General features: G+C 73.9%; 12 protein-coding genes and 1 tRNA gene. 6 read left to right on the forward strand and 7 right to left on the reverse strand.

What is annotated here, in order from left to right; genetic code table 11:
- Positions 1 to 84: 84 nt before the first annotated feature.
- Entirely contained in the window at positions 85 to 714 is a 630-nt protein-coding gene (locus ACIPLC_RS04100) for a TetR family transcriptional regulator (protein WP_400470888.1), read from the reverse strand.
- Positions 715 to 839: 125 nt separating this feature from the next.
- Here ACIPLC_RS04100 and ACIPLC_RS04105 point away from each other — a divergent pair, with 125 nt between their 5' ends.
- From ACIPLC_RS04105 to ACIPLC_RS04115, 3 genes are all read left to right on the forward strand, one after another.
- A complete protein-coding gene (locus ACIPLC_RS04105; protein ID WP_400470890.1) occupies positions 840 to 995 on the forward strand; it encodes a hypothetical protein in 156 nt (51 codons plus the stop codon).
- 88 nt (positions 996 to 1,083) lie between these two features.
- Positions 1,084 to 1,368 (forward strand): DUF4190 domain-containing protein, encoded by a 285-nt coding sequence (locus tag ACIPLC_RS04110; RefSeq protein WP_400470891.1) that lies wholly within the window; start codon positions 1,084 to 1,086, stop codon positions 1,366 to 1,368.
- 157 nt (positions 1,369 to 1,525) lie between these two features.
- Positions 1,526 to 2,401, forward strand: coding sequence for a metallophosphoesterase family protein (locus ACIPLC_RS04115; RefSeq protein WP_400470893.1), 876 nt, complete (start codon positions 1,526 to 1,528; stop codon positions 2,399 to 2,401).
- A gap of 54 nt (positions 2,402 to 2,455) precedes the next feature.
- Here the strand turns inward: ACIPLC_RS04115 and ACIPLC_RS04120 are convergent, their stop codons facing one another.
- Together ACIPLC_RS04120 and ACIPLC_RS04125 are read right to left on the reverse strand one after the other, a co-directional pair.
- Positions 2,456 to 5,026, reverse strand: a complete 2,571-nt coding sequence (locus ACIPLC_RS04120; protein WP_400471235.1) for an ATP-dependent Clp protease ATP-binding subunit — start codon at positions 5,024 to 5,026, stop codon at positions 2,456 to 2,458.
- Between the two features lie 161 nt (positions 5,027 to 5,187).
- Positions 5,188 to 5,262 (reverse strand) — tRNA-Val (locus ACIPLC_RS04125).
- Between the two features lie 166 nt (positions 5,263 to 5,428).
- Here ACIPLC_RS04125 and ACIPLC_RS04130 point away from each other — a divergent pair.
- Both ACIPLC_RS04130 and ACIPLC_RS04135 read left to right on the forward strand, forming a co-directional pair.
- The gene (locus tag ACIPLC_RS04130) at positions 5,429 to 6,790 is read left to right on the forward strand and encodes a hypothetical protein (RefSeq protein ID WP_400471237.1); all 1,362 of its coding nucleotides are present in this window, start codon (positions 5,429 to 5,431) and stop codon (positions 6,788 to 6,790) included.
- A 164-nt stretch (positions 6,791 to 6,954) separates the two neighbouring features.
- Complete coding sequence (locus tag ACIPLC_RS04135) at positions 6,955 to 7,179, forward strand: zinc ribbon domain-containing protein (protein ID WP_400470895.1); 225 nt, start codon at positions 6,955 to 6,957, stop codon at positions 7,177 to 7,179.
- A 10-nt stretch (positions 7,180 to 7,189) separates the two neighbouring features.
- Here ACIPLC_RS04135 and ACIPLC_RS04140 read toward each other — a convergent pair whose 3' ends face one another.
- The 3 genes from ACIPLC_RS04140 to ACIPLC_RS04150 all read right to left on the reverse strand — a co-directional run bounded on the left by ACIPLC_RS04140 (position 7,190) and on the right by ACIPLC_RS04150 (position 11,798).
- A complete protein-coding gene (locus ACIPLC_RS04140; protein ID WP_400470897.1) occupies positions 7,190 to 8,029 on the reverse strand; it encodes an HAD family hydrolase in 840 nt (279 codons plus the stop codon).
- Positions 8,029 to 10,479 carry a phosphoribosyltransferase gene (locus tag ACIPLC_RS04145; RefSeq protein ID WP_400470898.1) on the reverse strand — a complete coding sequence of 817 codons (2,451 nt, stop codon included), beginning with the start codon at positions 10,477 to 10,479 and terminating at the stop codon, positions 8,029 to 8,031. Before ACIPLC_RS04145 ends, ACIPLC_RS04140 begins: the two co-directional genes overlap by 1 nt.
- Positions 10,480 to 10,601: 122 nt before the next feature.
- Entirely contained in the window at positions 10,602 to 11,798 is a 1,197-nt protein-coding gene (locus tag ACIPLC_RS04150) for an HpcH/HpaI aldolase/citrate lyase family protein (RefSeq protein ID WP_400470900.1), read from the reverse strand.
- A 372-nt stretch (positions 11,799 to 12,170) separates the two neighbouring features.
- Here ACIPLC_RS04150 and ACIPLC_RS04155 point away from each other — a divergent pair, with 372 nt between their 5' ends.
- A complete protein-coding gene (locus ACIPLC_RS04155) occupies positions 12,171 to 13,319 on the forward strand; it encodes a TerD family protein (protein ID WP_400470902.1) in 1,149 nt (382 codons plus the stop codon).
- Positions 13,320 to 13,416: 97 nt separating this feature from the next.
- Here ACIPLC_RS04155 and ACIPLC_RS04160 read toward each other — a convergent pair whose 3' ends face one another.
- Entirely contained in the window at positions 13,417 to 14,163 is a 747-nt protein-coding gene (locus tag ACIPLC_RS04160) for a Tellurium resistance (RefSeq protein WP_400470903.1), read from the reverse strand.
- Positions 14,164 to 14,402 lie beyond the last annotated feature (239 nt).

Below are 14,402 nucleotides of genomic sequence, written 5' to 3' on the forward strand. Positions count from 1 at the left end.
GCACTTCGGCCGCAATGGCTCGTTCCAGCCCTCACCCGGATCCGGCCCCGGTCAACCCCCGGTCAGCCCCCGGCCAACCCCCGCTCAACCCCCCTGCCAGTGGCGCCGACCGAGGCTGATCAGGCGCAGTTGCAGGCGTGCGGTGGCGGCGATCCGCCGCTCCCGGTCCGGGTCCGACTCCCGCGCCTCCAGCAGGGCCGAAGCCGTCGACACCATGTGGTCCACGTACAACTCGGCGAGCATCCGCAGGTCCTGCCCGCTCCACCCGCGCGAAACCGGCTGGAGCGCCAGCGCCTCCCCCACCTCGGCGGCGAACCGGCCGAGTTCGGCGTCGATCGCCTCGCGCACCTGCCGGACCCCGCCGTGCCGCTCGCGCGCCAGGAAGCGGACGTGCGCCCGGTGCTCGCGCACGTGCCGCTCGATGACGTCCACCGCGCGGTCGATCAACTCCTCGGCGCCGCCCGCCTCGGCGAGCACCGCCCGGATCATGACGTGCAGGCTCGCCAGCGACTCCTCGACCAGCGCCACGCCGAGCGCGGCGAGGTCGGGGAAGTGCCGGTAGAACGCGGCCGGGGACAGCCCGGCCTCCCTGGTCACCTCACGCACGCCCAGGCTCGCCAGGTTCTGATCGGCCAGCAGGTGCAGACCCGCGTCCAGCAACGCCCGCCGACTCTGCTGCTTCTGGGCCTGTCTGACCCCAACGGTGTGACTCACGCCATTCAGTAAACAAGTGTTTGCCGAGATTGGCCAGCCAGGCGTAGAGTGAGGCCAAGTCAGTGAACACTTGTCAACCGAAACTGGACACTGAGCCGGTACCGCTACGGCCGGAGGGGCCCGCCATGATCCTGTTCTCCGCCCTGGTCGCCATGGGCATCCTGATCGGCACCGCCGCACACACCTCGCTCCCCGTCTTCCTCGCCGCCTCCGCCGCCATCACCGCCTGGCTGCTCGCCTTCGGCGCCCGCGAGGGCCGCGCCCGCCTACGGCAGCGCTGACCCGGCCGCTCCCCCGGACCGGCTGCTCCCCCCGACCGTCTGTTCCCACCGGACCGGCCGCTCCCACCAGAGAGGACCCGCCACCGCCATGAGCACCGTCACGAACCGTCAGAGCGCCACGCCCGAAGTCGACGACGCCGAAAGCGCCGACAGCCTGGCCGTCGCCTCCTTCCTGCTCGGCCTCCCCGGCCTGCTGCTCTTCAACGTCATCCTGGGGCCGCTCGCCATCACCCTCGCCACGCTGGCCCTCGTCCGCGGCACCCGGCGGCGCGGGCGCGCCACCCTCGGCCTGGCCCTCGGCATCGCCTCGCTGGCGATCCTGGCCGTCACCACCGCCACCTCCCACGGTGTGCTCATGGACTTCAGCTCCTGAGGCCGGGCTCCCCGGTCCGGCCGCACGGGGGCCCGGCGACCCGTCAACCATCCACGCCGGCCCCTCCCTTCGAACGGCTGATCCCGTCAACCCGCCCCACTGCCCCCGTCCGCCACGTACTGTGGCGACATCGGACGGGTGACCACAGGGGGCAGGAGTGACTACCGAGTACCGCAGCGACGCGCCGTCGGAGCCCACGGGGGCGGGTGGGCGGCTGCTCGCCGTGAGCGACCTGCACATCTCCTACCAGGAGAACCGCGACCTGGTGGAGAAGCTTCGGCCCACCACCCCCGACGACTGGCTGCTCGTCGCCGGAGACGTCGCCGAGCTCACCACCAGCATCGAGTGGGCGCTCGGGCTGCTCGCCGAACGCTTCGCCCGCGTGGTGTGGGCCCCCGGCAACCACGAGCTGTGGACCCACCCCGAGGACCCGGTGCAGCTGCGCGGCGTCGCCCGCTACGACCACCTGGTCGACCTCTGCCGGAGCCTCGGCGTGCTGACCCCCGAGGACCCGTACCCGCTCTGGCAGGGCATCGGCGGACCGGTCCGCATCGCCCCGCTCTTCCTCCTGTACGACTACTCCTTCCGTGCGCCGGGCACGACCACCAAGGAGGAGTCCCTGGCGGCCGCCTACGAGAGCGGCATCGTCTGCGCGGACGAGCGGATGCTCCACCCGGACCCGTTCCCGGACCGCGACTCCTGGTGCCGCGAGCGCGTCCGGCTGACCGAGCAGCGACTGGCAGCCTGCGACCCGGACGTGCCGCTCGTCCTGGTCAACCACTACCCGCTGGTCCGCCACCCCACCGAGATCCTCTGGTACCCCGAGTTCGCCCAGTGGTGCGGCACGGAACTGACCGCGGACTGGCACCGCCGCTTCAACACCGCGGCGATGATCTACGGCCATCTGCACATCCCCCGCAAGACCAGCTACGACGGCGTCCCGTTCGAGGAGGTCTCGCTCGGTTACCCGCGCGAGTGGCGCAAGCGCGGGCTGCCGGACCCGCTGCTGCACGAGGTCTTCCCGCAGGCATAGGTACGCACTGCCCCGCCGCCCGACCGTCCGGCGGCGGGGCAGATCTCCGACGGATCAGGCCCCCCGCGCCTCCTCCCCTGCCTTCTCCTGTGCCTTCTCCTGCGCCTCCTCGAAGGTCGCCGACGCCTCCGGCCTGGCCAGTGTGACCACCAGGTCGCCGTCGCTCACCTCCGCGATCAGCGTGTCGCCCTCCTGCACCGTGCCGTCCAGCAGCAGGTTGGACACCCGGTTGTCCAGCTCCGACTGGATCGTCCGGCGCAGCGGCCGGGCCCCGAACTCCGGCTGGTACCCGCGGTTGACCAGCCACTCCTTGGCCGCCTCGGTGACCTCCAGCTGCACGTCCTGCGCCTTGAGCCGGCGCCGACTGCGCTCCAGCAGCAGGTCGACCACCGACGTCAGGTCCTGCCGGGTGAGCGCGTGGAAGACGATCACCTCGTCGATCCGGTTCAGGAACTCCGGCCGGAACTGCTGGCGCAGGTCGCGCATCAACTCGTCACGCAGTGCCTGATCAGGAGCTCCGCTCCGGGCATCCACGGTCCCGACGCGGTCGAGGATGCGCTGCGAGCCGATGTTGCTGGTCATGATCACCACGGTGTTGCGGAAGTCGACCGTACGCCCCTGGGAGTCGGTCAGCCGCCCGTCGTCCAGCACCTGGAGCAGCAGGTTGAAGACGTCCGGGTGCGCCTTCTCCACCTCGTCGAAGAGCAGCACGCTGTACGGCTTGCGGCGGACGGCCTCGGTCAGCTGCCCGGCCTCGTCGTAGCCGACGTACCCGGGCGGGGAGCCGACCAGCCGGGAGACGGTGTGCTTCTCCTGGAACTCGCTCATGTCGAAGCGGATCATCCGGTCCGCGTCGCCGAACAGCAGCGCCGCCAGCGCCTTCGCCAGCTCGGTCTTGCCCACGCCGGTCGGCCCGAGGAAGAGGAAGGAGCCGGTCGGCCGGTCCGGGTCGCCCATCCCGGCCCGGCCGCGGCGCACCGCCTGGGCGACCGCGGTGACCGCCTCGTCCTGGCCGATCACCTTCTCGTGCAGGTGCTCCTCCAGCTTGAGCAGCCGCTCCCGCTCGGTCGCGTTCAGCTCCGCGACCGGGATGCCGGTCCGGGACGACAGCACCTGCGCGATGTCGTCGGCGGTCACGTCGACGACCTCCTCGCGGGACTCGGCGACGGACGCCAGCTCGTCCTCGGTCTGCCGCAGTTCGGCCTTCAGGTTGGCCGCCCGGACGAACTCCTCGTCCACGACGGCCTCGTCCAACTCCCGCTTCAGCTTGGTGATCCGGTCCTGCACCCCGGTCGCCTCGGTCGACCCGCTCAGGCTGCGCAGCCGCACCCGGGCGCCGGCCTGGTCCAGCAGGTCGATCGCCTTGTCCGGCAGGAAGCGGTCGCTGACGTACCGGTCGGACAGCGTCGCCGCCGCGTCCAGCGCCTCGTCGGTGAACCGCACCTGGTGGTGCGCCTCGTACGCGTCCCGCAGCCCCCGCAGGATCTCGACCGTCTCCTCGACGCTCGGTTCGGGCACCAGCACCGGCTGGAAGCGGCGCTCCAGCGCGGCGTCCTTCTCCACGTGCTTGCGGTACTCGTCCAGCGTCGTCGCGCCGACCACGCTCAGTTCGCCGCGCGCCAGCGCCGGCTTGAGGATGTTGCCGGCGTCCATCGAGCCCTCGCCGCCGGAGCCCGCGCCGACCACGGTGTGCAACTCGTCCAGGAACAGGATCACGCTCTTCTCGGCCGCCGTGACCTCGTCGATCACCTTCTTCAGCCGCTCCTCGAACTCGCCCCGGTACTTGGAGCCGGCCACCAGGGCGGTCAGGTCGAGGGTGACGACCCGCTTGTCCCGCAGGCTCTGCGGCACGTCCCCGGAGACGATCCGCTGCGCCAGCCCCTCCACGATCGCGGTCTTGCCGACGCCCGGCTCGCCGATCAGCACCGGGTTGTTCTTGGTCCGCCGAGAGAGGATCTCGACGGTCTGCTCGATCTCCTCGGCCCGCCCGACCACCGGGTCCAGCCGGCCCGAGCGCGCCGCCTCGGTGAGGTCCAGCCCGTACTCGTCCAGCGTCGGCGTCTCGCTCGGGTGCGTGCCGGTGCTGCTGCGCTCCCCGCCGACGCCGCGCCCCTCCAGCACCGTCTTCAGCGCCTCCTGCGAGGGCGCCGCGTTGCGCAGCGCCGTCCCCGCCCCGGACCTCTCCTGGTCGAGCAGCGCGCCGAGGATGTGCTCCGGCCCGATGTACGAGGCCCCGGCCGCCTGCGAGTGGGCGTGCGCCGCCAGCAGCGCGCGCTTGGCCGACGGCGTCAGCGCGGGCTGCCCGTCCATCGCCGACGGGTTCCCGGACGGCAGCGACCGCTCCAGGTCACCGGCCAGCTGGTCCGGGTCGATCCCCGCCCGCTCCAGCATCCGGCGCGACGGCTCCACCCGGGTGGCCGCCCAGGCCAGGTGCCCGGTGTCGAGGTCGCTGGTCCCGTCCTCGGCGGCACGGTGCGCGGCCAGCCCCAGCAGTTCCTGCGAGGACTCGCTCAGCAACCGCCCGATCGGCACCCGCTGCACGGCGGGCGGGGAGGCCATCGGACTCATCCCGAAGAACCGGCTGAGCAGATCGGAGAACGGATCGTTCGATCCGAACGGGGGCATGGTCACGGAGGATCACCTCTCCCAAGCGGTTTGCAGCCACACAAACACAGCCCGCCCCACCCCGCCTCCCGAGCCTCCCGCCGCACCGACCGAGCGGCCCGGAGAACGGCGGAGGGCCGATCCCGGGAGGAACGTGCCTCCGGGATCGGCCCTCTGAGCGGTGGTGGGCGCGGACGGTTTCGAACCGCCGACATCTGCTTTGTAAGAGCAGCGCTCTACCACTGAGCTACGCGCCCCCCGTCGCGGCCCGCTGGGGGCGCGACGACTGCCTAGGGTACCTGGTCCCGGGGGGTGCTGTGGTGCGGGTGGTCGGGGAGCGGGACGGGTGGGTGCCGGTGGAGTGGGGTGATCGGGAAGAATGGGGGTGGATCAGCGGGTCGGAGCAGGGAGCGCGCAGTGACGGTGGCCGGCGGGAGCGGGCGGGGGTGGCGTCGGGCGGGGGGTGCGCTGGCCGACGCGCTGGTGGTGCCGGTGGTGCTGGCGGGCGCGCTGGGTGCGGTGGGGCTGGCCTCCGCCGGGACCGGCGGCTGGTGGGGCCGACGCGGCGGGGAGGGCGTGCGGGCGGACGCCAAGGCGGCCCGGGACGCCGCGCAGGAGGCGTTCTACGAGCTGGACTCGACGCAGCGCGAGGTGCAGCTGGCGGTGGAGACCGTCCGGGCGGCCGAGGACGAGGCGACGGCCCGCCGGGTGCTGGCGGACCTGGAGGGGATCACCGGCCGGGTGGACCAGGTCACCGTGAACTACCTGGGCGCGCTGGACGCGTACAACCTGGACGACGAGGCGCTGGACGCCGGCACCGCGGCGCGGGCCCGGCGGCAGCTGGAGGACGTGAAGGGGCAGCTCGGCTCGGCCCGGGCGGAGCTGAACGACTTCCTCCAGCGGCTGCAGCCGACCCTTCAGCGCGCCGAGCAGCAGCTGATGCGGGTCACCCCGGCGGTCGAGCAGGCCAAGCGCGCGCTGCTCCAGGCGAGCAACGCGCTGGACGCGGCGCGCGGCGCCGGGCTGCGGGCGGACGACCTGGCGGCCCGGCTGGCCGAACTGGCGCCGGAGCTCGGGCTGCTGAACGAGGGACCGGCCCGGCACGGGGTGGCGCCGACGCTGCGGCGCGCGGACGAGGTGCGGCAGCGCGCCGAGGCGATCGCGGCCGACGCCGGGCAACTACCGGAGCGGGCACGGGAGATCGACCGTCGGGTGGCGAGCCTGCGGACCCGGATCCAGGCGCTGGAGACCAAGGCGGAGACGGTCGAGCCGGCGCTGAGCGAACTGCGCCGCCGGTTCAGCGCGGCCTGCTGGCAGGACCTCCAGCGGGTGTCGGAGCAGGTCGCGGAGACCGGGCGCGCGGCGGAGCGGAAGCTCGCCGAGGCCGCCCGGGCCCGGGACGAGCAGCGCTGGGCGGACGCGACGGGCGCGATCGGTACGGTGCGCGCGCTGCTGGACACCGCGGACGGGTCGGTGGTGGCGGTGAACGAGCGGCTGCGGCAGCTGAACGAGGTGCAGCACGACCCGAACCGCGAGGTGGAGCGGGCCCGGTTCGCCCTGCGCGACGCGCAGCGGCTGGCGATGGCGGGCCGCAGCGCGCCGGATCCGCGGCACGCCGCCCCGCTGGACGAGGCGGTGGCGCGGCTGGACCGGGCCGTGGCCACCCTGGAGGCGGCCGGCCGGCACCCCGACTACTGGTACTTCCTGACCGAGCTGGCGGGCGTGCGGGACACGGCGGCGCGGGTGATCGGGCTGATCCGCGGCGACCTGGGCGGCCAGCGGTAACGGCCGGCGGCAGCGGCCGGCGGCCGGCGGCAGCGCCTGCCGAGCGGGCAGGGCCGGGCACGGCAGGGCACCGCAGGGCAGGGCACAGCACCGCAGGGCACGGCAGGGCACCAGTAGGCCACCAGCAGGGGACCAACAGGGCACCGCCTGGGTACCCTGCCGGTATGCCACGCTACGACTTCCGCTGCCGCTCCTGCGGCGCCACCTTCGAGCTCCGCCGCCCGATGGCGCAGGCCGGTGCTCCCGCCGTCTGCCCGCAGGGCCACGAGGACACCGTGAAGCTGCTGTCCGCCGTCGCCGTCACCGGCGCCGCCTCGGGCGGCGCCCCGCAGCAGGCCCCCTCCGGCAACGGTGGCGGCGGCTGCTGCGGAGGCGGCTGCTGCGGCTGACCACTCCCGTTCAGGACGCGACGGGGGCGGCGGCCACCCGGGCGAGGAAGCGTCGGACGATCTCCTCCCCCGCCGCCACCCCCACCTCGTCGAGGGCGGTGACGCCGGGGGCGGTCCAGCCGCCGTCGGCGAGTTCGCCGTGCCCGGGCCGCCAGGCGGCGTCGGCGGCGAGCAGCAGGTCGGCGTCGAGCAGTGAGTCGCCGGCCGCGAGCACGGTGGTCGCGCCGGTGCGCCGGACGGCTTCGGCGAGGGCGGCGCTCTTGCTGAGCGGCGCGGGGACGGCGTAGACCTTGCGGCCCTGGAGCGAGACCGTCCAGCCGCGTTCGGCGCACCAGCCGGTCAGCTCGTCGAGCCAGCCGCCGGGCAGTGCGGCGCGCTCGACGACGAGGTAGGCGAACAGCCCGTCGGCGACGCGGCGCTTGTGCGTCCACTCCGGGTCGGCGCTCAGGGCGAGTTGCCGGACGACCTCCTCCAGCGGGGCCGCACCGGAGGCGAGCCGCGCGGTGATCTCGGTGTGCCAGTCCTGGTCGGGTACGCCGTCGACGAGCAGGTGCCCGCCGTTGCCGCAGATCGCGTACGCGGGGACCCAGCCGGGCGTCGGGCCGGGCAGGTTGATCCGCTCGTACTGGGCGAGGGTGCGGGTGGTGGCGGGGACGAACCAGGCCTGGCGGACGAGTTCGACGAGCAGCGCGGCGGCCTGTTCGGTCATGAACGAGAGCGCCTTGCCGTCGTGCACCTCGACGGAGAGCAGCCGGGGCGCGAGCCGGTCGGGGACGTCCAGGGCGAGGGCCCGGTTGGAGTAGACGAGCGTCCGGTCGAGGTCGCTGGCGACGAGAACATCGGGGTGCATCAGGACTCCTTCACCACAACGGTCCTACCGGAGGCCCCGGTCGCTCCCCGACTGTAGCGGGGGTGGATGAGGCCGACGCAGGAGTACGGCAGGCCGTCCACCTCCTCGACCTCGACGCCGCGCTGGGCGGCGAGCAGCCGGACGTGGTCGAGGTCGGCCCCGGCGCCGCGCCGGGCGAGGACCCGCCAGGGGACGCGGCGCAGCAGCACCCGGGTGGTCTCGCCGACGCCGGGCTTCACCAGGTTGACGCTGTCGATGCCGTACTCGGCGCTGATCCGCTCGACGGCGGCCCAGCCGGCCCAGTCGGGCGTGCGGTCCGGGTCGGTGGACAGCCGGTGGGCGGCGGCGACGGCCTGCGGGCGGACGGCGGCGAAGTGGTCGGCCACGGTGTCGAGGAAGGCGGCGGAGGCGTCGCCGCCGGCCAGTTCGGTGTAGTGCTTGGCGCCGTGGAAGTCGTCCGGGCCGATCAGGCCGGGCCGCAGCACGGTGCGCGAGACCAGGCCGGAGACGGTGGAGTTGAGGCAGGCGGAGGGGATCAGGAAGTCGTCCCGGGTGCCGTAGGTGCGCGCGCAGCGGCCGGGGTCGGCGAGGACGGCGAGGTCCGGGTCGAAGCCGGTGCCGGCCAGGGCGTCGGCGAGTTCGCGGGTGATCGCGCCCTTGCCGGTCCAGCCGTCGACGAACACCACGTCGCTGGCGCGGTGGTGGGCGGCCAGGTAGCGCAGGGCGACCAGGTCGATGCCGCGGCCCCGGACGATGGACACGGCGTAGTGCGGGGCGTCGAGGCCGTGGGAGTGGGCGAGCCAGCGGCGGATCAGGATGCCGACGGGCGTGCCGGCCCGGGCCAGCGAGGCGAGCACCAGTCCGGGGCCGCGCTCGCGCAGCAGGGTCTCGGCGACGGTGCCGGCGGCGAGCGCGATGCGGCGGGCGGAGGCGCGCAGCGCCTGGTGGAACAGCTCCTGGTACTCGGGGCTGGGCTGGTACTCGACCGGCAGCGACTCGGCGTAGTGCGCGCCGCCGTTCTGGACGGCCTCCTCGCGCTCCTCGGTGGGGGCTTCGAGCGGGACGCCGGAGAGGTCCTTGAGCAGCCAGGCCACCTCGTCGGGCCGGTAGGAGGAGAACGCCGGGCCGTACAGCGGGGACGGCAAGCGGGACGGCAGGCCGGACGGCGGCCGGACCGGCCGGTGGGAGGGCAGCACCGCGAGCACCACCCGGTCGGTGACCTGCCGCAGCTGCCCGAGCAGCGCGCCCTCGCCCTCGCTCAGGGCGGGGGTGTCGGCGATGTCGTCGACCACCAGCACGACGGCGTCGAAGCGGCGGGCCGGGTCGCTGCCGGGGGCGACGTTGTAGGCGTAGCGCTCGCGCGACGCCTCGTCCTGCGGGTCGTCGTGGGCGGGGAAGGCGAGGCGGGTGCGGATGGCGTAGCCGGGGTCGTCCACGGCGAGGACGGGCGAGCGGGTGGTGGTGGAGTAGCGGACGCGGTCGCCGCCCAGCCGGTCGGCGAGTGCGCCGGCCAGCCTCAGCGGGGCGTACATCAGTTCCTCGAAGCCGAGGACCAGCACGCGCCGCGCCGTGGCGGGCAGTGCGTCGGCCAGCTGTGCGGCCAGGCGGGGCAGGGCGGCGTCCAGTCGGACGCGGTCGCGGGCGGTGAACCCGTGCCGGCCGCCGTCGGGGAGCCCGGCGGGCCAGTCCAGGTCGACCCGGGCGAGCGGTGCGGGCGTTCCGGGGGGCGCGGCGGGGGCGGGGGCGGCCTCGGCTATCAGCCGCTCGGCGCGGTCCAGGACGTCGGCGGGCAGCTGGACGGCGCCGCTGGCGGTGGCCACCAGGTCGAGCCGGACGCCGAGTTCGGCGGCGGTGTCGGCGAGTCGGCGGCGGTCGGCGGTGGAGCGCAGGTCGACCAGGGCGACGACGACGTAGTGGTCGCGGGGGTGGCGGGCGTGCAGTTCGCGGATGGTGTTGAGGACCGTGCGGCCGGTCGAGAACTCGTCGTCGACCAGCACCAACGGGCCGTCACCGGTGAGGAGTTCGGGATCGGCGGGGAGCAGCAGGTGCGAGGTGGCGTGCGAGTGCTCCTCCTCGAAGCCGCCGAGCGGGGGCACGCCGGCCACCGGGCGGCGGGTGGAGTGCAGGTACGGGGCGTCGAGGCCGTCGGCGACGCTGTGGCCGAGGCCGGTGGCCGTCTCCGCGTAGCCGAGGACGACGGCCCGCGCGGCGGCCTCGTCGCCGAGCAACTCGCGGACCTGCCAGCCGAGTTCGAGCCCGACGCCGTGGACGACCGCGGGCCGCTGCGGGACGTGCTTGCCGAGCACGGTGGAGACCAGCAGGTGGGCGCGCTTCGGGTTCTGGGAACGCAGGGCCAGGCCCACGAGTTCGGGGAGGCGGTCCGATCCGGTCAGGGCGATGCCGGCCCGGTCGGCGACCCAACGGCCGGTCCACGTCTGCTGTGCTGTCACTGCTGATCCTGCCTTCGCATGGTGCGGTGGTGCGGTCTTCGGATCGGTCGGATCGGTCGGATCGGTCGGATCGGTGTGGCGTTCGGGGCGGTCGTCAGCCGCGGGCAGCCCCCTCACCCCCCTCACCCCCCGCACAGGCAGGCCGCGAGCAGCTCCGCGAAGCTCACGTCCTCCCGGGCCACCCCGAACACCTCCGCCCGCAGCAGCACCCGCTCCGCCCAGGCGCGGTGCGGCCGGGCCTCGTTCATCTTGTTGGTGTACGCCGAGCGCAGGACTCCGCCGCCGTCCTGCTCCTGCCGGAGGATGTCCCGGGCGTCGCAGTACTCCTCGTGCGTGACCACGGAAAGGGCGTGCACGGCGGGGACGTGGCTGGGGTGGATGCAGGTCTTGCCGAGCAGGCCGTTGGCCCGGTCGAGTTCGACCTCCCGGATCAACCCGTCCAGGTCGTGCTCGATGATCCGCCGACGGACCTCCTCGCCGGAGGCCCGGGCCGTCCCGGAGGCCTCGGCGAACGGCGTGCGGCGCAGCTGCGGCTTGAACATCCGCTCCTGGACCGGGAAGTACTCCCAGACCGGGCCGGTGACGGTGTACCCGGTGCCGTCCGCCCGGCCAAGCACGTTGACCACGTCGCCGATCACCGCCGAGACCAGGGCGACGTCGTACGCGGTGAGGTCGGGAGAGCGGCGCAGGCCGTACGCGGAGCAGAGGTCGGTCACGCCGAGGCGGACGGCGAGCACCCGCTCCCGGTGCCCGGCGAGCAGGTCGGCGATGCCGAAGAGCTGCTGGCGCCTGGTCTCCAGGTGGGCGAGTTCGGGCGATTCCAGGACGGGCATGGCGAACAGCCGGCGCCCGGTGGCGGCCTCGGCGGCGGCCAGGGCGGCCAGGTACGCGCCGCCGGTCTCCGTGGTGAACTTCGGCAGGACGAACCCGCTGAGCAGGTCGACGGCCGGCCCGAGCCGCTCGGCCAGGTCGAGGATCTGGGAGGCGGCTCGGACTCTGATGAAGAGCAGGGGGTGGCCTTGTGTGCAGTCGGTGAAATCCCTGACCAGGTCATTCAACTGCTCGACCAGGTTCCGCTCCCCCGCGCCCACCTCGTGGTCGGCGATCGCGTCCTCCAGGCAGAGCACCATCGACACCACGCCCCGAGCAGCCTGTTTGCGGATGTCGGCGGCCAGCGCGGGCCGGGTGGCGGGGCTGTAGAGGGTGCCGCCGAGGGCGGTGGCGAGCACCGTCGCCTCGCTCCGCGCGGTGAACGGCCGGGGCTGTTCGAGGAAGAGGCGACCGCGTACGTCGTCGGCGAGGTGGCCGAAATGGCGCAAGGTTCTCTCCTCAGAGGTTTGACGGCCACCGACCCGTTGCCGGGGCGTGCGACGGCGCGGAACGACACCGCGATCCAGCGGTGCGGCACCTTGGTTAACCGGTCCACGGGGCTCCGTGGTTCCCGGACGGACGCCGGCGGGCCCCCTCCGCCCGACCCCGGCGGGCCCTTGGTCCGCCCATCGTACGGACGGATTCCGGCCGTCCGCAGTTCCTCGGCACTGAACTCCCGGAACATCGCCGTCCAGATCCCCGATCACGGGAGGAGCACCGGCAAACCACCGGAAAGCGCAAGTCTTGGCAAAGTCCGACCCGCTTCCGGCGGTCCCGGTCACGTTGTCCGAAGGGGTGGCGAACGGGCAGGATGGTCGGCTATGACGCACGTGATGGCCAAGGGCGCCAACATCGCACTGCCGGCTGCGGCGGTCCGCGCCGTGCTGCGCTGGAGCGCCACGCCCGGTGCGCCGGACGTGGACGCGTCCGCGCTGCTGCTCGGCGCCACCGGCAAGGTCCGTTCGGATGCCGACTTCGTCTTCTACAACCAGCCGCGGCACCCCTCCGGCCTGGTGCGCCACCTGCCCAAGCAGCAGACCTCCGGCGGCGCCGAGATCATCGACACGATCGAGGTCGAACTCGCCAAGCTGCCCGCCGACGTCGACCGGGTGGTGCTGGCCGGCTCCTCCGAGGGCGGCTCCTTCCGCACGGTGCCCGGGCTGCGCCTGCTGCTCTTCGACGCCACGGCCGGGGACGGCACGCCCGCGCTCGCCGAGTTCGCGATCTCCGACGGCGAGAACGTCACCGCCCTGGTCGCGGGCGAGCTGTACCGGCGCTCCGGGGTCTGGAAGTTCCGGGCGATCGGCCAGGGCTACACCTCCGGCCTGATCGGCCTGGCCACCGACTTCGGCATCACCGTCGACGACGAGGCGGAGGCCGACGTGGCCCCGGCGCCGGCCCCGGCGGCCACCCCCACCGCCGCCGTCGACCCGCGCAGCACCCCGCTGCCCGCCCCGCGCCCAACCGCCCCGCCCGAGCCCGGCACCTTCACCCTGGCCCCGGCCGTCCCGCAGCCGTCGAGCGCCGCCCAGGGCCAGTCCCAGCAGCAGCCCGCCGCGGCTGCCACGGGCACGGTGCCGCCCCCGCCGACCGCGCCGCCCACCGTGCCCCCGGCCGCGCCGCCGGCCCCGCCCGCACCCCCGACCCACCAGCCCGGGACCGGGTACGGCTACCCGCAGCCGCAGCAGCCGCCCGGCACCGGCTACGGCCATCCGCAGCAGCAGCCCGGTACCGGCTACGGGTACCCGCAGCCCACCCCCCAGCCGTACCCGCAGCAGCAGGGCACCGGCTACGGCTACCCGCACCAGCAGCCGCCCGCCCCGCAGCAGAACCCCGGCGGCTACGGCTACCCGCACGCCGGCACCGGCCAGCAGCCGCCCGCCCAGGCCCCCGCGCAACCGCCGGCCCAGGCGCCCGCCGGCGAGGAGTTCGCCCTGCCGCCGCAGGGCCCGCAGTTCCAGCCCCGCTGAGCGGCCCGCTCAAGGCCCCCAGGGCACCTCAAGGCACCTCAAAGCCCTCAAGACCCCCCGCCGCCGGACGCCGCCCGGCGCCCGCCGCCCGGCGGTGCTACTCGGAGCCGCCCTGGCTCTTGTACCCGCGCTGCCACTGCATCCCGAACCCGTACAGCCGGTCGATGTCCGCCTGGAACCCGTTGACGTACCGCACCTCGCGGCGCACCGTCAGCTGGTTGTCGCCCGCGTTCTCGATCAGCACCACGGCGCACGAGCGCGCCGCCCGGGCCCGTTCGTCCAGCTTGATCTCGATCCGCGGCCCGGTCTGCGGCACGATCGTCACCACCGCGTGGGACTGCTCGAAGGCCGGCGTGCCGTCGTAGATGTAGACGAAGATCAGCAGCCGTTTGAACTTGTCCTTCTTCTCCAGGTTGACGTACATCGTCTCGCCGGACGGCGCCCCGTACTGGTCGTCGCCGCTGAGCTTGATGTACGGCGGGTGCTGGAGGTCGCCGAAGTAGCCGCCGAGCGGCTGCACCACGCCGCTGCTCCCGTCGGACAGTTCGTACATGCACGCCAGGTCGAGGTCGACGTTGACCTGCGCGTTCTGCACCGAGTCCGGCTCCAGCGGGCGGAGGATGCGCGGGCTGAAGATGCGCTTGGCGCGTTCCCGGGCGCTCGGCCGCACGGCCCCGGAGCGGGTGGTCCAGTGCAGGTTGACGTAGAGGTAGCCGGTGGTGGCCGCGGCCCCGGTGATCGCGTGCTGCGGGGTCGACTTGGTGAGTATGACCTTGTGCTGACCGCCCGGGTTGTCGAAGGTGTAGTTCCGCTCCCCGCGCAGGTACTCCCAGATCGAGACCATCCCGCCCTCTCCCCCTGCTCCCGTCAGTCGATCTGACGGTCCGCCGCTCCATGATCGGGCATCAGCCCGGCCGTCGGATACCCAAACCTCCCCCTCCCCTACCCCGTCGGACCCCCGGGCGCTCACCGACGGGTCGACGAGTGGACCGGCCGGCGGGTCGATTGGCGGGAGGAAGCCCCCTCCCGTAGCATGCCGCCCCTTCGGACGCGATATCGTCTAGCCGCACAGGTGTCCCGTCC

It is taken from the genome of Kitasatospora sp. NPDC086801, assembly GCF_044745805.1.
Taxonomy (GTDB): Bacteria; Actinomycetota; Actinomycetes; order Streptomycetales; family Streptomycetaceae; genus Kitasatospora.

Coding starts and splice junctions, on each gene's coding strand:
- ACIPLC_RS04135 (WP_400470895.1), top strand. CDS start 6,955: ATGCCACGCTACGACTTCCGCTGCCGCTCCTGCGGCGCCACCTTCGAG.
- ACIPLC_RS04110 (WP_400470891.1), top strand. CDS start 1,084: ATGAGCACCGTCACGAACCGTCAGAGCGCCACGCCCGAAGTCGACGAC.
- ACIPLC_RS04160 (WP_400470903.1), bottom strand. CDS start 14,163: ATGGTCTCGATCTGGGAGTACCTGCGCGGGGAGCGGAACTACACCTTC.
- ACIPLC_RS04140 (WP_400470897.1), bottom strand. CDS start 8,029: ATGCACCCCGATGTTCTCGTCGCCAGCGACCTCGACCGGACGCTCGTC.
- ACIPLC_RS04155 (WP_400470902.1), top strand. CDS start 12,171: ATGACGCACGTGATGGCCAAGGGCGCCAACATCGCACTGCCGGCTGCG.
- ACIPLC_RS04105 (WP_400470890.1), top strand. CDS start 840: ATGATCCTGTTCTCCGCCCTGGTCGCCATGGGCATCCTGATCGGCACC.
- ACIPLC_RS04120 (WP_400471235.1), bottom strand. CDS start 5,026: ATGCCCCCGTTCGGATCGAACGATCCGTTCTCCGATCTGCTCAGCCGG.